General features: G+C 47.4%; 16 protein-coding genes. 6 read left to right on the top strand and 10 right to left on the bottom strand.

Annotated features, from left to right (window positions below):
• Positions 1-4 precede the first annotated feature (4 nt).
• Positions 5-1,816 (bottom strand): phosphogluconate dehydratase, encoded by a 1,812-nt coding sequence (gene edd / locus AACQ79_RS04835; RefSeq protein ID WP_094125134.1) that lies wholly within the window; start codon positions 1,814-1,816, stop codon positions 5-7.
• Positions 1,813-2,346: a gluconokinase gene (locus AACQ79_RS04830; protein WP_013856467.1), complete on the bottom strand. Its 534-nt coding sequence runs from the start codon at positions 2,344-2,346 to the stop codon at positions 1,813-1,815. Before AACQ79_RS04830 ends, edd begins: the two co-directional genes overlap by 4 nt.
• A 160-nt stretch (positions 2,347-2,506) precedes the next feature.
• Between AACQ79_RS04830 and AACQ79_RS04825 the strand changes: the two genes are divergently transcribed.
• From AACQ79_RS04825 to AACQ79_RS04815, 3 genes are all read left to right on the top strand, one after another.
• Positions 2,507-3,883 carry a GntP family permease gene (locus AACQ79_RS04825; RefSeq protein ID WP_026027816.1) on the top strand — a complete coding sequence of 459 codons (1,377 nt, stop codon included), beginning with the start codon at positions 2,507-2,509 and terminating at the stop codon, positions 3,881-3,883.
• Between the two features lie 26 nt (positions 3,884-3,909).
• Positions 3,910-4,518: a bifunctional 4-hydroxy-2-oxoglutarate aldolase/2-dehydro-3-deoxy-phosphogluconate aldolase gene (locus tag AACQ79_RS04820; protein WP_170898625.1), complete on the top strand. Its 609-nt coding sequence runs from the start codon at positions 3,910-3,912 to the stop codon at positions 4,516-4,518.
• Positions 4,519-4,677: 159 nt separating this feature from the next.
• On the top strand, positions 4,678-5,541 hold the full coding sequence (locus tag AACQ79_RS04815) for a DMT family transporter (RefSeq protein ID WP_170898622.1): 864 nt from the start codon (positions 4,678-4,680) through the stop codon (positions 5,539-5,541).
• Positions 5,542-5,863: 322 nt separating this feature from the next.
• Here AACQ79_RS04815 and AACQ79_RS04810 read toward each other — a convergent pair whose 3' ends face one another.
• The 3 genes from AACQ79_RS04810 to AACQ79_RS04800 are packed head-to-tail and all read right to left on the bottom strand — an operon-like array spanning position 5,864 to position 10,056.
• Positions 5,864-7,396, bottom strand: a complete 1,533-nt coding sequence (locus AACQ79_RS04810) for a DHA2 family efflux MFS transporter permease subunit (protein ID WP_170898620.1) — start codon at positions 7,394-7,396, stop codon at positions 5,864-5,866.
• 9 nt (positions 7,397-7,405) lie between these two features.
• The gene (locus AACQ79_RS04805; RefSeq protein ID WP_094125463.1) at positions 7,406-8,590 is read right to left on the bottom strand and encodes an HlyD family secretion protein; all 1,185 of its coding nucleotides are present in this window, start codon (positions 8,588-8,590) and stop codon (positions 7,406-7,408) included.
• A 17-nt stretch (positions 8,591-8,607) separates the two neighbouring features.
• The gene (locus tag AACQ79_RS04800) at positions 8,608-10,056 is read right to left on the bottom strand and encodes an efflux transporter outer membrane subunit (protein ID WP_170898899.1); all 1,449 of its coding nucleotides are present in this window, start codon (positions 10,054-10,056) and stop codon (positions 8,608-8,610) included.
• Positions 10,057-10,165: 109 nt separating this feature from the next.
• On the opposite strand from AACQ79_RS04800, the gene AACQ79_RS04795 reads away from it, so the two are divergent.
• Complete coding sequence (locus AACQ79_RS04795) at positions 10,166-10,768, top strand: TetR/AcrR family transcriptional regulator (RefSeq protein ID WP_088732689.1); 603 nt, start codon at positions 10,166-10,168, stop codon at positions 10,766-10,768.
• Positions 10,769-10,890: 122 nt separating this feature from the next.
• On the opposite strand, the gene AACQ79_RS04790 is transcribed toward AACQ79_RS04795, so the two are convergent.
• Positions 10,891-11,805, bottom strand: coding sequence for a GlxA family transcriptional regulator (locus tag AACQ79_RS04790; protein ID WP_088732688.1), 915 nt, complete (start codon positions 11,803-11,805; stop codon positions 10,891-10,893).
• A gap of 116 nt (positions 11,806-11,921) precedes the next feature.
• Here AACQ79_RS04790 and AACQ79_RS04785 point away from each other — a divergent pair, with 116 nt between their 5' ends.
• The gene (locus AACQ79_RS04785; RefSeq protein WP_088732687.1) at positions 11,922-12,440 is read left to right on the top strand and encodes a cysteine hydrolase family protein; all 519 of its coding nucleotides are present in this window, start codon (positions 11,922-11,924) and stop codon (positions 12,438-12,440) included.
• Between the two features lie 235 nt (positions 12,441-12,675).
• Entirely contained in the window at positions 12,676-13,059 is a 384-nt protein-coding gene (locus AACQ79_RS04780) for a DMT family protein (protein WP_017045134.1), read from the top strand.
• A gap of 102 nt (positions 13,060-13,161) precedes the next feature.
• On the opposite strand, the gene AACQ79_RS04775 is transcribed toward AACQ79_RS04780, so the two are convergent.
• The 4 genes from AACQ79_RS04775 to AACQ79_RS04760 are packed head-to-tail and all read right to left on the bottom strand — an operon-like array spanning position 13,162 to position 16,787.
• A complete protein-coding gene (locus AACQ79_RS04775; protein WP_170898618.1) occupies positions 13,162-14,391 on the bottom strand; it encodes a beta-ketoacyl-ACP synthase in 1,230 nt (409 codons plus the stop codon).
• Positions 14,388-15,113, bottom strand: coding sequence for a 3-ketoacyl-ACP reductase FabG2 (locus AACQ79_RS04770; RefSeq protein WP_017045136.1), 726 nt, complete (start codon positions 15,111-15,113; stop codon positions 14,388-14,390). Before AACQ79_RS04770 ends, AACQ79_RS04775 begins: the two co-directional genes overlap by 4 nt.
• Positions 15,110-15,574, bottom strand: a complete 465-nt coding sequence (locus tag AACQ79_RS04765; RefSeq protein ID WP_017045137.1) for a hotdog family protein — start codon at positions 15,572-15,574, stop codon at positions 15,110-15,112. Before AACQ79_RS04765 ends, AACQ79_RS04770 begins: the two co-directional genes overlap by 4 nt.
• The gene (locus AACQ79_RS04760; RefSeq protein ID WP_170898616.1) at positions 15,552-16,787 is read right to left on the bottom strand and encodes a beta-ketoacyl-[acyl-carrier-protein] synthase family protein; all 1,236 of its coding nucleotides are present in this window, start codon (positions 16,785-16,787) and stop codon (positions 15,552-15,554) included. The genes AACQ79_RS04765 and AACQ79_RS04760 overlap by 23 nt, the downstream gene beginning before the upstream one ends.
• Positions 16,788-16,789: the final 2 nt, after the last annotated feature.

The following is a 16,789-nucleotide window of genomic DNA, read 5'->3' as shown; positions in this document are numbered from 1 at the left end:
TGTATCAATTAGGGTAGAGGAACGAAGCCCCTTGATTGGCGGCAGAGACATTATCTCGGCACACTTTAAACAGATCGCGCCCCCAAGTTTGCTGTGTGAGCTCAGTATCACAAGTGGCGATATCGCGGCCTTCGGTTGGCGTTAAGTTCTCTAATCGGCCTGTCACCGCATCGACGCGGATCCTATCTCCCTCTTCAATAAGCGCAATTGCGCCGCCTCTTAATGCTTCCGGTGAGACGTGAATAGCCGCAGGAATTTTACCAGAAGCGCCGGACAAACGACCATCGGTCACTAACGCAACCTGATAGCCCGCTTTTTGTAAGTTGCCCAAAATCGGCATTAACTTATGCAGCTCAGGCATGCCATTGGCTGCTGGCCCATTGAAGCGGACTACAACCACGCAATCTTGATTGAGCTCGCCGCGTTGATACGCCTGCTCAACCTGATGTTGGCAAGCGAACACTTTGGCGGGCGCTTCAACAATGCGATGTTGCTCAGCCACGGCAGAGACTTTGATCACCGCTTGCCCAAGGTTACCCGATAACACTTTAATGCCACCAGAGCGCTGAAATACCTTATCAGGTAGGGCGATTACCGAGGGGTTTTTAGTTTGAGTACACGCTTGCCACTCTAACGTATGGCCCACTAATTGCGGTGATTTTAGCTGATCTGCAAATTCACCAAACACGGGTTTTACGTCGCTGTGAAGTAATTGCGCTTGATGCAGACGCGTCATCAACATGGGTACGCCGCCTGCGAGCTCAAATTCATTGATATCCGCCGAACCATTGGGGTAAACATTCACCACAAGAGGAACGACGTCAGATAGATCACTGATATCTTGCCAAGTCAGCACAATACCCGCCGCGCGAGCAACAGCCAGTAAATGAATGGTATGGTTTGAACTGCCACCAGAGGCGAGCAAAGCCACCAAGCCGTTGACCACGCTTTTTTCGGTCACCACCTCATAAAGTGGACGGAAATGCGCCGTGCCATCGCTCATGGCGGCAAGGCGGATTGCGGCATGTTGCGTCAATGCAAGGCGCAATGGGGAAAAGGGAGCGACAAACGCTGACCCTGCCAGCATTAAACCCATCGCCTCAAACACTAATTGGTTGGTATTGGCGGTGCCGTAGAAAGTGCAAGTGCCCGGGGAGTGATACGAAGCGCACTCCATATTCAGCAGCGCGCTATCATCAACCAAACCCGCCGCGTGTTTTTGGCGAACATCGACTTTCTCATCATTAGTAATGCCAGTGGACATTGGCCCTGCGGGAATAAAAGCCGTTGGCAGGTGCGCAAACGCCAGCGCGCCCATCAGTTGCCCGGGCGCAATTTTATCGCAAATACCGAGCAATAATGTGCCATCAAACATATTGTGGCTGAGTGAAAATGCCGTGGCTTGTGCAATCAAATCGCGTGAGAACAACGACATATCCATGCCCGCTTGGCCTTGCGTTACGCCATCACACATCGCCGGAACGCCGCCAGCAACTTGAGCCGTGTGGCCAAATGGGGCGAGCACTTTTTTGATTTGCTCAGGGTAATCTTTATACACTTGGTGCGCGCTAAGCATGTCGTTGTAGGCTGTGATAATGGCTAAGTTAGAACGCGTTAAATCGAGAATGTGCGCTTTTTCTTGAGAGCAAGAGGCGGCGACGGCATGAGCTAAATTACCACAAGAGAGTGATGCTTTACCCTTGCCACTGTGCTGCTGTGCCTTGGCGCGGTTGAGAAACTCATCACGCAAAGTACGGCTACGCTGAATAATTCGTTCGGTGACGGCTGTGATGGTTGGGTTTAAGGCTGTACTCATGCTGACACCTTTTGACCATCTAAAGTGAGCTCGCGCAATGCCACTAGGGCGCGCTCTACAACCTCATCAATATCCGTATCGATATCAACGATAGCGACTTTCACTTCGTTGTCGGGGCGCTCTAACGTATTGAACTGGCTTTCCACCATGTTCGCTTTCATAAAGTGGCCTTTACGCGCTTGCATGCGCTTCATGATTAAATCAAAACTGCCATCGAGAAAGAGAAAGGTCACATTTTGGTTACCGTCACGGATTTGATCGCGGTAGGTTTTTTTCAACGCAGAGCAAACAATCACGCCGTGCTCATTTTTACTCTCTAAGCTAAAAGCCGCGTCACGGATGCGCTCTAGCCAAGGTTTGCGATCGTCATCATTTAGCGGCTCTCCGCCTGCCATTTTGAGAATGTTGGCTTTTGGATGAAGGTCGTCACCGTCGATGAATTTCGCCCCTAATTTCTGGGCCAGTTTCGCGCCTACAGTGCTTTTTCCGCAGGCGCATACGCCCATTACAATAATGCTACTACCAGTCATACGGACTCCTTGAGTGGTATTCTGAGCTGGATCTCATTTTTTAAATTCACTTGGAAATATGACTTTATCTTATCCATGTTATCGGTAACATGTTACCCGTAACTTAGAGATTTGTGAACTGAAACACAAACAAAACAATACGTGATATAAGGTGAAGAACATGGAATTGATGACTCAAAGCAGTAACCCTGCTTACCTATTAGCAATCGCGGGATGTGCGATTGCAGCACTACTGATTTTAATCATGAAGTTGAAGATACACGCCTTCGCTTCATTAACCTTAGTCAGCCTTGGCACTGCAATTGCCACCGGTGTTGCGGCGGAAAAAGTGGTCCCAACCATGATGTCTGGTTTTGGTGGAACCCTAGCGTCCGTTGCTTTGCTGGTCGGTTTAGGTGCGATGATTGGCAAAATTTTAGAAGTGACGGGCGGTGCTAAAGTGCTGGCCGATACCTTGATAGGCCGCTTTGGTGAAGAAAAAGCGCCGTTTGCACTGGGTATTGCTTCATTACTGTTTGGTTTTCCCATCTTCTTTGATGCGGGATTGATCGTGATGATGCCGATCATCTTTAGTGTAGCGAAGCGCTTTGGTGGCTCACCATTGAAATACGCGCTACCTTCAGCTGGTGCTTTTGCCGTGATGCATGCCTTTGTGCCGCCTCATCCTGGGCCAGTTGCGGCTTCAGATCTTTTAGGCGCTGATCTTGGTCTGCTGCTGATTGTTGGTATCTTGGTCGCGATTCCTACTTGGTATTTTGGCGCTTACCTCTTTGGCCTGTATGCGGGTAAGAAATTTGATATTCCACTCTCTAAAGCGTTTTTTAATACCGAGCAAATTATTGATGAAAATAAATTGCCAAAATTTGCCACGGTATTAGCAATTTTAGTGATGCCTGTGCTGCTCATTTTTATGGATACAGGTCTTAATACCCTTGCGGTAGCAGGCGTGATTGACGGTAAAGCGCCATTGGTTGAATTCTTACGCATGTTGGGTAAAACCCCGGTGGCCCTGTTGCTGACTCTGCTAACTTGTTTACTGGTGTTTGCCAAAGATTTTGGAATGAACAAGCTGGAAAAACTGTGCAGTGACTCGTTAGCGCCTATCTGTGCGGTAATTCTTGTGACAGGTGCGGGCGGTATGTTTGGTGGTGTGTTGCGCGCCAGTGGCATTGGCCAAGCATTGGCTGACGTGTTATCCGATACAGGCATGCCTATCATAGTTGCGGCGTTTGTTATCGCAACTTGCTTACGTGTGGCGCAAGGCTCTGCCACCGTGGCACTAACCACCACCGCCGCTTTGATTGCGCCAATTGTGGCACAAACCACGGGTTTGAGTGAGTTGGATTTATGTTTTATCGTGATTGCGATTGCTGGTGGAGCAACGGTACTATCTCACTTTAATGACTCAGGCTTCTGGCTGGTTTCTCGCTTGATGGAAATGGATGAGAAAACCACACTCAAAACTTGGACTGTGATGGAAACACTGCTTGGTAGCATCGCGTTTGTGATTGTCGCTGTCCTAAGTTTCTTATTATAAAAAGCGTTTTACTATAAGGTTATGAAATGAAAACTCTTGAACAACGATTGAAAGAAATCAAAATCGTCCCTGTGATTGCGATTAATGATGCTAGCCAAGCGGTCCCTTTGGCCAAAGTATTGGTTGAAAATGGGTTGCCATGCGCGGAAGTGACCTTTAGAACAGAAGCGGCTGCAGAATCGATTCGTTTGATGCGTGCCACCTACCCAGAGATGCTGATTGGCGCAGGGACAGTACTGACCACGGCGCAAGTAGATCAAGCCATTGAGGCGGGCGTGGATTTTGTAGTCAGCCCCGGTTTTAACCCAACCACGGTGAGATATTGCCAACAGCGTCATGTGGCAATTGTTCCGGGCGTCAACAACCCAAGTTTGGTTGAGCAAGCGATGGAGATGGGTTTGCGCACATTGAAATTCTTCCCAGCCGAGCCTTCAGGTGGCGTGGCCATGCTCAAAGCATTGACGGCCGTTTATCCGGTCAATTTCATGCCAACAGGTGGCGTTAGCCCAAGTAACGTTCAAGATTATTTGTCGATTAAATCCGTAGTGGCGTGTGGCGGTACGTGGATGGTACCGACAGATCTAATGGATAAAGGTGATTGGCAGGGAATTGCGGAATTGGTTAAAGCGCTATAGCCCTTTCTATTTTCTTTAAGAACAACGGCTTGCTTCGGTAGGCCGTCTTTTTATTCCGTGCGCACCTCCGACCATTAACGATAAAAGTAATCGAGAGTAACGCGCGATCAAAAATCTCGTTACAATCGTTCTCCTACTCATTTCACGATAAGCCAAGCTATGTACGCAAACCGACGCGCAGAATTAATTTTAGTTATCACGACCTTATTGGCCGCTGCGGGCTGGGTGTTTTCCAAACAAGCCATTCAAGGCCTACCGCCTTTTGGCTTTATTGGTGTGCGCTTTCTTTTAGCGTCGCTGTGCCTACTGCCATTTTGTCTTAAAGCGCTGCGCCAAGCCTCACTGCACGATTGTTTAAAATCGATGAGTGTGGGCGTGTTGCTAGGTGGCTCGATTTTTTGCTGGATCCACGCGATTTCCATTAGCGACACGCTAGGCGAGGGCGCATTCATCATGAGCCTCTCTATGCTGTTTGTTCCGTTATTAGCATGGCCGCTGTTTGGCACTAAACCGGCGCGCGCATTTTGGTTGTCGCTACCCATTGCACTGATTGGGCTTTTTTTACTGTCGTGGAACGGGGAGTGGGTCGTCGCGACCAGTCAGTTGTGGTTTATTGCTGCGGCCTTTAGCCTGGCATTGCATTTTAACTTTAACAGTCGTTTTTCGGCTAATCTGCCGCCGATGTTGCTCACTACATTACAACTGTTTGTTGGCGGCTGCCTTGGGGTATTACTCTCTTTACTGTTTGAGTCATGGCCAGATCAAATAAGTTTGATGACGTGGAAGTGGCTTGCTCTGAGCGTATTACTCGCCACCAGTTTGCGGTATTTGATGCAAACCATAGGTCAAAAGCACGCCAACCCCACTAATGCGGCGATATTAATGCTACTTGAGCCAATCTGGACACTGGTTCTGAGCGTGCTGATTTATGATGAATCGATGCCAGCGAATAAGATTTTCGGCTGCGGCTTGCTGCTCTGTTCGCTTCTTTTCTATCGAATGGGCCATTTTCGTCATCGCTGAAATCATCGCAAATCTTTCAAAACGGTTTTGCTGCATAGTTTCTAGAGCCAAGGTGTGGGTTGGGCTGTAGTCATTGAATGCCTCTTTATCACAATGTGGTGCTATTGTGCATCGTCTAAAGGTTGACAAATATGCTTTTTGGCAGCTTACCAACAGGGTTGTTGATAAAGGTTTGCGCTTTGTTTTCAATGAAGTGAACGTATTTTAGATTATCGCTTAAAGCAGATGAGTATTTTTGCTTTATCTACAGAGAAAGAGAAAATCTTTTATGACGTAAAAAAGCCCGATAAGAAGCAGTGTACTTATCGGGCTGAGGTACCAATTAGTGTACCGAAGAAGTGTCAACCGCGTATTTGGGTTTGGGAGCCAGCCAAATAAAGCAAGCCGCGAGTATAAAAATGGTCGCAATCGTCATAAAGAGCTGGTTAGTTGCCACCATTACACTTTGCTTTTGTACGATCCAATCAATCGCATTACGCACTTGATCTAAGCTCATTCCACTAGATTGCATGGTTTGGGTCGCCACACCATGTTGGTCGGTGAGCCCCGACAATTCAGAGTGGACATGGCGGGTATTTCGTTCCCACGCGGTATTGATCATCGAAGTGGCAAATGCACCGGACAATGTCCGAATGAAGTTCATTAAGCCTGCCGCCGATTCCATCTCACTCTCTTTGACACTCCCTAAGGCAATGGCCGTGAGCGGTACAAAGAACAACGGCATACCAATCCCTTGGAAGAAAATGGGCCAACTGACTTGGCTAAACGTCATGTCTAAGTTGGCGTAACTTCGGATGAAAGTCCATAAACCCAACCACAACACACCACAAAAGACAAACGGACGAGGATCATATTTGCTCGATAAGTTGGCGATCAATGGCGCAAGAAAGACCGCTAATATCCCCATCACGGCTGTTGCGTAGCCCGATATTGTGGCTGTGTAACCCATGTAAATTTGTAACCACAAAGGCGTGATAACAGAGATGGAAAAGAACGCGCCAAAGGCTAATGAAAGTGTGACCATACTGGTGCTGTAGCCTCGATGGCGGAACACCTTCAGCGCGACAATTGGGTTACGTTCGGTCAACTCCCAAATGAGGAAAGAGACGAAGCTAATTGCGGCCACAACCGCTAAAGCCACGATGCGTGTTGATTCAAACCAATCATGGTCCTTACCTTCATCGAGCATAATTTGCAGCGCACCGACCCAAATAACCAAGAGGATTATGCCAATAACATCAACGGGTGTTTTACTGGTTTTAGTTTCAAATTTACGCAAAATGCGCCAGCAAACGATCCCAGCAATAATGGCAAATGGCACTTTGCAAAAAAAGATGTAAGGCCAACTAAGTTGGTCACACAACACTCCTCCCAATATTGGGCCCATGATCGGAGCCACTAAGGTTGTCATACTCCAAATACCAATGGCCACATGACCTTTGTTTTTCGGGAAGATACGCATCATCAGTGTTTGCGACAGAGGCATCAATGGCCCGCCAGCTAAACCGAGAAAGACCCGAAACATCACTAAGGTCGACATGTTGGTGGCAAATCCGCACAACAGTGAAAAAATGCCAAACAAGATAAAGCAGGTAACAAACACTCTGATTGCGCCAAAACGAGAGGCTAACCAACCCGTTAAAGGCACTGAAATCGCTTCTGCTACCGCATAAGAGGTAATGACATACGTTCCTTGGCTGGTGGAAGTGCCAAGGCTACCCGCAATACTTGAAACCGAAACGTTCGCAATAGTGGTGTCTAAGATGGCTAAAAAATTAGCCATCGCAAGGCACAAGGTTCCAAAAAAGAGGGCACTACCAGTCAGTGGCTTGATGCCTTCGGATGCTTGAGTCATCTTGACACCTTAACCTTGATCGCCGCGAATATCGTAGCGAGCACGAGTGAGGTAACTCACGTCTTCTTGTGACAAAGTATCGATAGTCACTGTCATTGAGAGGCCAACTTGCAGTGGGTGGTCATGCAGATCGCGAGGATCTAACTCGATACGAACGGGGAGGCGTTGCACGACTTTTATCCAGTTGCCAGTGGCATTTTGAGCTGGGATCATCGAAAATGCAGAGCCCGTACCACCAGAAATTCCCGTAACTAAACCGTGATAGCGCACATCATCACCATGCAGATCTGATGTCACAGTGACGGTTTGGCCAATCTGCAAATCACGCAGTTCACCTTCTTTGAAATTGGCATCAACATGGATCTGGTCGATAGGAACAATGGTGAGCAGTGGAGCGCCAACGGGCACTTTTCTACCCACTTGAACTTGACGCTTTGCCACAACACCAGCAATGGGCGCATGGATGACGGTACGGGCTAAATCGACTTGTGCTTGCTGATAACGCGCGTTAGCGAGTAGAACTTCGGGGTTGGTTTCCACCGATGTGCCTTGGATCAACGCCGCGTTGGCTTTTTGGTTACCAATGGTCGAAAGCCGAGTCGCTACCGATTGATTCGCCGCGGCCTTCGCTGCATTTAAATTGGCTTGGGCTTGAGTAAAAGACGTTTGGGCGTTCGAGAGTTCTTCACCAGACACTGAGCCTGATTTTACTAGGTCTTGACGGCGAGATAAGTCCAATTTAGCACGTTCAAAATTAGCTTGTGCTACGGCTAATTGGGCTTTAGTCCGGTTTTCATCGGCCATGCGCGCTCGCACTAGGGCATTCAAACCTTCATCATTGGCAATGTAACTTTCGACTCGGCGTTTTGCCAAAGCCAGATCTGCCTCTGCTTGTATCAGCGCTAAACGTGCGTCGGTGTCGTCAAGCGTTACTAGCACATCCCCTGCATTTACCCATTGGGTGTCCACTACGTCAACTCGGGTCACAATCCCGCTGACGGCTGGTGTCACTTCTGCAATTTCTACTGAGGCATAAGCATTGTCGGTAGTGACATAGCGTGAGGCAATGAAATACCAATAAGCAGTGCAACCAAGGGCTGCGATAAGGATAACAATGGCTAAGGCGGCAAAACCTGTAATTCGATTACGGCGCGCTTGATGCGCGTGATCAGATGGTGCGTGTGTCGTGTTCATGAATAGACCTATGGAAATTAAAGTGGGGTAGAGTGGTAACCACCACCCAAAGCATGGATAAGTGCGACATCTAAACTAAAAGAGCGTGATTCCAAATTGACCAAGGCTTGTTGGCTGTTGATCAATGCATTTTCGGCTGTCAGGACATCAAGGTAAGTTGATAAGCCGCCACTGTAGCGATGGCGAGAGGTTTGGTAAGCCACGCTGGCGGCATCAACCGCTTCTTGCATTTTAGCGATACGTGCACTGAGTTTTTGGTTGCTGGTGATGGCGTTGGCGACTTCTTGCAGTGCTTGGATCAGTGTGGCGTTGTACAAGGCGACGGCTTCTTCATAGTGTGATTCAGCAACGGTCAATTGGCCTTCAAGGCGCCCTCCCGAAAACAGAGGAAGATAAATCGCGGCACCAACATTGCCGGCATCATTGCCACTGTTGAATAAGCTGTTTAACCCAAATGATTGGTATCCGATAAACGCAGACAATTTGATGTCGGGATAAAATTGTGCTTTGGCATAGTCGATGCGATTCGCCGCCGCCTGAGCATGCCAACGTGCGATGGAAATATCAGCGCGGTGGCCGAGTAATCCTAGCGCTAAGTCATCGGGAATACCGATCGCGGTTGAGAATACCAAAGCAGGTCTTGATAGTGACAATCCACGGTCCGGCCCATTGCCAAGTAACGCCGCAATCGCGTTTTTTTGTAGCGCAATTGCTTCTTGAATACTCAGGAGATCGGCTTCGACTAAAGCGGCGGTTGAACGTGCTTGGCTGACGGCCACTTGTGTCTCAAGGCCATTGTCATAACGTTTTGTCAGTAGATCTAACGTGTGATGTTTGATGTCTAGCGCCGCAGTTGCAGTGTCTTGATTGGCGTATAAACGCGCAAGCTCAATGTAGTGATTAACCACGGAAGTGGAGAGAATCAGCGCTGCAGCTCTTTGTTGCGCTTGAGCGGCCGCATAATCGAACTGAGCGGATTCAATGAGCGCCTTATTTTTGCCCCAAAAATCAAAATCGTAAGAAAAATCTAAGCCGACAGATCCATAATCATTCCAATTTTCTGGGGGCATATACGCTTGGTAGGCGTAGCTGACTTTGGTTTCAGACGCAGAAGCGGCCATACCCACATTGGGTTTATTCAACGCGCCCGCTTGCTGCGCCATACCTTGCGCATATTTCAAGCGTGCTTGCGCTACTTGCATATCAGGTGAACTGCGCAAGGCTTCATTTACTAATGCATTGAGTTGTGCGTCGTCATAGCGTTGCCACCAGTGATCGTTTGGCCAGTCAATCGCCTTTAGCTCATTTAGCGCCTGTGCATATTGAAAGTGTATTGCTAAATCTTGAGAAGGATCAGCAAGATAAGAGGGAGCAGAACAGGCTGAGAGTAAGACGATATTAAGTATCGAGAACACTCGCAGATGAATAGGTCGCCCTCTAAGGGTGAAGTGAGCACGGCGATGAATTTTCAATGTAGTTTCCTTATAACTAAACTGTACGGTACAGTTATATACTTGACAAGGTTTCGCTGTCAAGGGAAAATCAAAAGCTACAAATTAGAAAGTAGTGGTAGTTATGCGAGTTAAAAGTGAAGAACGTCGACAGGCTATTATCGATGTGGCAAGAGAAGAATTTATAAAGCAAGGATTTACCCGAACCTCTATGTCTGGTATAGCGAAGACCGTCGGTGGTTCAAAAGCGACGCTGTATAACTATTTCAGCTCTAAAGAGGAAATTTTCCTTGCCGTAATGGAATCCACCGCTGCCGAGTTGCGAGCGACCGCGTTCCAAACCCTATCGACAAATAAACCACTCAAAGAGACATTGGGCACATTTGGTTACCACTATCTCAAGTCAATTTTGTCGGCTGATCTCACCGCAATTCGCAAAATGGCCCTTTCAGAAGCAGAACATTCAGATGTTGGCCGTTATTTTTATCACAATGGCCCACGTAAAGGATGGCTAGAAGTGAGTCACTTTCTGCGCTCTTACATCGAACAAGGGAAATTGCGTGAATGTGATGAGTGGATAGCGGCAAGACAGCTGAAAGTGTTGCTTGAAGCTGAGTTGTTAGAGCCGTATGAACTTGGCGTTATTGCAGCACCAAGCAAAAATGAAATTGAAGCTGTTGTTACAAGGGCTGTTGACACTTTCGCGCTGATTTACGCTAATTGCTGATTAGGATCATCGAGTTCCTCCATCTTTTAGATAGGGAGGTGGCATTGTGTGCGTTGATAGTGTGGAGAATATGATTATTGGGGCTGATAAATTATTTTTGGGAATTTTTGATTCAGACAAAATCAAGAAAATCGTTTTCTAAACTCTCGCGGTGTTAATCCCACAATATTAATGAAGGCCTTTCGACACGCGCTGATATCCTCGTAACCAACCTGATTTCCTATCCACTCAAATGAATGTTGTGTGCTTTCCAAGTAGTTACACGCACTCTGTATTCTAAGACGCTGCAAATACTGATTAGGGTTATAACCTGTAGCCTTTAAAAATCTTCGTTGCGTCGTACGTTCGGTAAGGTTTGCTTGCTTTGCTAACTGCTTTATAGACAACGATTCAGCATAACTCTGATGCATTATTTGTTGGATCGAAACAATCGCCATATCACCATGATAGAACGAAGGATTGAATTGTTGGTAGTAACTCTGTGCTCTCTGTGCTGTGTCGATAACCAGCGTTTTACCAAGTTGACGCACAACTCTTGGAGATGCATATTTGGCGATCAACTCAAACCCTAGATCTAGCCACGACATCATCCCGCCCGCCGTAATTATGTCACCGTGATCGACCAATATCTTATTGCTATTAAGCGTAATACTAGGAAACATTTTGGAAAATGTTTCTGCTAACGCCCAATGAGTTGTCACTTCTCTTTTACCAATTAAGTTAGTTGCGGCCAAAATAAATCCCCCCGCACAAGCAGATGATAGAACTGCACCTTTGGAATACTGCTTTCTAAGCCATTCAATAAGTTTGGCTTCAGGGACCAAGTAGTAATCATCTATTGAAGCAGGCGGTAGCAAAACAACTGTAAAGCTATCCTCTATAAGCTCATCATGCGAAATAATGACTGGTTCAAATAAGACCTCAATCCTTTGTTCCCAACAAACTCTGCTTGCAAGCAAAAACATCTCTTCAAGACCGTAAACAGCGGACTTCAATACTGAAGGATACTCGCAAATTCCAATCGTAATTTTTAGCATGTCTATCTCTGAATTTGTCGTTTTTAACCTCTTTTATGTCATTTTAGCCTCTAAAAATAATGCAGCAAGTTACTCATAATTTTTCTGAGCCAAAACTTAAAAAACAGGATTTGAAAATGGGTAAAAAAGCATTGCTTGTAATTGATATACAAAACGACTATTTTCCTGACGGAAAATTTCCTTTGTGGAATACAGATAAGACCCTGAGCAACATTAAACAGCTCATTACTAAAGCCAACGCACAGCATGTTCCTGTATTCCTTATTCAACATGTATCTTCTGCACCTCAAGGAATGGCACCTTTCTTTGAAGAAGGAAGTGACGGTATGAGAATTCACTCTGAAATAATGTCAATATGCCCTGATGCTGAAATTATCTGTAAACAGCACGCTGATGGTTTTCATCAAACTAATCTAGAAAAATCACTAGGAAAGCTCGATGTTGATGAGTTGCTGATCTGTGGAATGATGACTCAGAATTGCGTTACGCATACGGCAATATCAAAGAAAGCGGAAAAATATAAAGTCTCCATTATTGGAGATTGTTGTACGGCTACAGATAGAATGATTCATAACATAGCGTTAAATGCGGTATCAATTCGAGTACCTTTATTGGCTTTTTCTGAAGTGTTATAGAAGTAAACTGCCACAAGAAATGTATCGAGAATTCACTGGTATAATCTACCCGTAAGCTTTCTACCTAAAAACTTTGAAACACAAGCCATTTCAGTCAGTTGTTATGTTGGCTGAATTGGTTCGTATTTTAGGCAGCTTAGCGCTCATCAATAATATTGACGAAGGGAAACGTTGAGCGCAGACTCCGCTCGTTTGTGAGTTCAGTTCGTGTTTGATTATTTTGGAGTTTGTCTTAATGTTCACCCTTCCTCCCGTCGTGATGACTATTGGGCTTTTGTTGATCAGTAACGTATTTATGACCTTTGCTTGGTACGCTCACTTAAAAGATCTCAGCCACAAACCGTGGATTATTGCAGCGTTGGTCAGTTGGGGAATTGCCCTGTTTGAATATCTCTTCCAAGTACCCGCTAACCGGATTGGCTATACGGTATTAAACCTTGGTCAATTGAAAATATTGCAAGAAGTGATCACCTTATCGGTGTTTGTGCCTTTTGCATTGATCTACATGAAAGAGCCTTTCAGGCTTGATTTTGTGTGGGCAGGGCTCTGTTTGCTTGGCGCGGTGTTTTTTATTTTCAGACCGCAAATCCTCGAAGTACTTGCGAAAAGTATTGGCTGATTGCTGGTGAGTATTTGGCAGGCGACCATTATTTAAGAGGCAAATGCCGGATAAATAAACTCGTAAAAAAAGCCGTTGTGTGGGAAACGGCTTTTTATGGGATTATTCGCTGAATTTCTTAAAAATAATCGAGGTGTTGATGCCACCAAAAGCAAAGTTATTGCTCATTAGGTATCGCACATCCAGCTCACGTCCTGTGCCTGTAATGTAATCAAGATCGCCACATTGCGGGTCGATGTTATCTAGGTTAAGGGTTGGATTAAACCAACCGCTGCGCATCATTTCTAAACCCAACCAAGCTTCAACCGCGCCACATGCGCCCAATGTGTGACCAAAATAACTTTTCAACGAGCTGATCGGCACTTTACCCAACGCGTTTGCGGTGGCGTGACTTTCGGCTATATCACCCCGGTCGGTTGCCGTGCCGTGAGCCGAAACATAGTCAATTTTATCTGCACTTAACTTGGCATCGCGCAGCGCCATCTCCATGCAGATTTGCATGGTGTCCATTTGTGGTTGAGTGACATGGGCGGCATCGCAGTTGCTGGCAAAACCGATGATTTCTGCGTGAATGACGGCACCACGTGCGATGGCGTGTTGATACTCTTCAAGCACTAAAGTTCCTGCACCTTCACCAATCACTAAACCATCACGCTGAGTATCATACGGGCGGGGGGTGGTTTTTGGCTGGTCGTTTTTGAGGCTAGTGGCAAATAAGGTATCAAATACGGCCGATTCGGTAGGGCAGAGCTCTTCACCACCACCCGCCACCATTACGGTTTGGTAGCCGTGCTTGATCGCTTCGTACGCGTAACCGATGGCTTGGCTACCAGACGTGCAGGCGCTACTGGTTGGAATGACGCGGCCTTTGAGCCCGAAAAATAGACCTACGTTCACCGCGGCAGTGTGAGGCATCATCTGTACATAAGTGGTGGCGGTAATGGCTCGAGTGGTTTTTTCGTTGAGCATGACACCAAACGCACCGATGGCATCGGTACTGCCTGTTGATGAACCATAAGCGATACCGGTTTGGCCATTCGTCAGCACTTCATGACCAATTAAGCCCGCTTGCAGCAGCGCATTTTCGGTGGCAACGGTCGCCAGTTGTGACACGCGGCCCATACCTCGGACTTGTTTACGTTTGTAGTGGCTAGGCAGTGTAAAGCCCATTATTGGCGCGGCGAGTTTAGTGTTTAAACCCTCATACTGCTCATAGGAAGGCATATATTGAGTGGCATTTTCACAAGCTCTGAGTTTTGGCTCAATACTGGCCCAGTCATTACCAAAAGCAGTCACGCCGGACATGCCTGTAACGACAACGCGACGGGTCATACTAAGCCTCCATTAACCGAGATAACTTGGCGAGTAACATAAGCGGCAATATCAGACATTAAATAGCTCACAAGGCCTGCGACTTCTTCGGGTTCACCCATGCGGCGTAAAGGAACTTGTGGCAGTGCGTGCTCTTTGACGTGCTCATCTACCATGCCGGTATCGATTAAACCCGGAGCAACACAGTTGACGGTGATTTTGCGCTTAGCCAGTTCAAGCGCGAGCGATTTGGTCGCGCCAATCACGCCAGCTTTAGCGGCGCTGTAATTGGTTTGACCTCGGTTGCCCGTGATGCCCGACACCGATGCTAAAGTCACAATGCGCCCACCTTGGCGTTTTTGCACCATTGGCATCACACAAGGGTGGAGGACGTTATAAAAGCTGTCTAAATTGGTGTGAATTACACCATCCCATTCTTGTTCTGTCATGGCGGGAAACGCCGTGTCACGAGTAATGCCCGCGTTATTGACCACGCCGTAATAAGCGCCATGCAGAGCAATATCGGCTTCTAATACTTCGCGACACTGAGCTCGGTTGCTGATGTCAAATTGAATCAGTCGGCCTGAACCACCGTTTTGCTCGATGGTCGCGAGTGTTTGCAGGGCACCTTGCTGGTCGCCCATGTAATGGACAGCGATGGCAAAACCATCTTTGGCGAGCGCAATCGCAATCGCTTTGCCTATGCCTTTACTCGCACCAGTCACTAATACGTGTCGGGTCATGCTTGACTCCTCATTTTCATTTCTTCTAATTTTTGTTCTGATGGCACATACACATTTAATTGGCATTCGGCCAAAAGCTGGTGTTGGTGCTCGATTCTTGCCTTAAACACGGCCATGCCATTGTCTTGCATTAGCTGTTCAGCGTAGATATCGAGCGTTTGCCCTTTCAGGAATGCATCGCACAGCGCGCGATAACGGCGACTGCCGAGCAGAAAGCCAATCGGCGGTTGAATGCCTTGGACAAGTGAGTGATACCCAGACCACGCGGCAATGGCTTGTGCCATAAACTCGATACCGACATAGGCCGGTATGCTTTGTGTCGCCGGGTCAAAAAACAGGTGGTGCGATTCAATATCCACTTGGCAGTGGATAGATTCGCTCCGTACCTCAAGCGCGCGGTCAATCAAAATCATCGGCGCTTGATGAGGCAGCAGTTGATCAATTGCAGGAAGCTTTGTCATTAATGTAACCAAAAATGAGGCTAATATTGTTGCCACCAAAAGCAAAGGAGTTGCTTAAAATGGCCTTGTTTTCTAAATATTGAGTGGTTTCCACTAGCGTAATATCGATGTCTGGCGCTTTGTTAGCACAGCGCTGAATGGGCAAAGGCAATTGGTATTGCAGTATGTGCCAAGCAATGGCGGCTTCGGTTGCACTGGCCGCGCCGAGCGTGTGTCCAGTGAGTGGTTTGGTTGAACTCACCGCAACGTGCTGGCCAAAAACGCGGAAAATCGCTTTACTTTCCATGCTGTCATTGAGCGGTGTTGCGGTGCCGTGAGCGTTGATATAGCCGATATCACTGGCGGTTAATTTGGCATCTTGCAGCGCGTTACGCATCGCCTGTTCTGCACCGTTTCCATCTGGGTGGGGCGCAGAAATATGGTGTGCATCGGAACTGTCGCCAGCGCCCAATAGCGCAATGGCGTGAGCGTGTTGCTGAGACGGCGTTTTCCCCAGCAGCATAAAAGCGGCAGATTCACCAATGTTGATGCCATCTCGTTGTGCATCAAACGGTTTACACAAACGTTGAGACAATGCCTCTAAACCGTTAAAACCATTGAGTGTTAAGCGGCACAAAGTGTCAGCGCCACCGACAATCACCGCATCAACTAACCCAGCATTAAGCATTCTTTTGGCGGTGATAAAGACGCGGCCACTGGACGAACAGGCGGTCGAAATGGCGTAGCAGGGGCCGCTTATTGCAAAATAGCGAGCGATAAAATCACTGCAATTGCCTAATTCCTGTTTGTAGTAGTGGTAGTCGCTTGGGAATTCGCCCTGCTCTAATTTGTGGGCGAGTGCGATTTCGCCATCGGCAATGCCGGACGTGCTCGTGCCAACCACCACTGCGATGCGATCTGCACCATAGGTGGCAATCGCGTGGCGGACGCTCGGTTCAATCTGTTGCAGTGCAGAAAGAGCCAGTTGGTTGTTGCGCGTATTGAACGCACTTAAATGCGCTGGGATTTTTGGTAGCGGTTCACTCACTCGGCCTACGATGGTTGGGGTGCCAGTATTGAGCGACGTGCCGTCAGCCACCATGTTGTCACAATAGCCCTGCGCTAAACTTTGGTGAATGTGCGACGAGTCACTCCCCATCGCGCAGTGAAAACCGCAGTCTTGGACATAAATAGGTGAGCGAGAATCAATAGGAGAAGTCGTGGATGAGTTCATGA

The sequence above is a fragment of the Vibrio sp. 3-2(1) genome (assembly GCF_963887575.1).
Classification (GTDB): Bacteria; Pseudomonadota; Gammaproteobacteria; order Enterobacterales; family Vibrionaceae; genus Vibrio; species Vibrio anguillarum.
The sequence above is the reverse complement of the archived record's forward strand: the minus strand, read 5'-3'. Positions and strand labels throughout refer to the sequence as shown.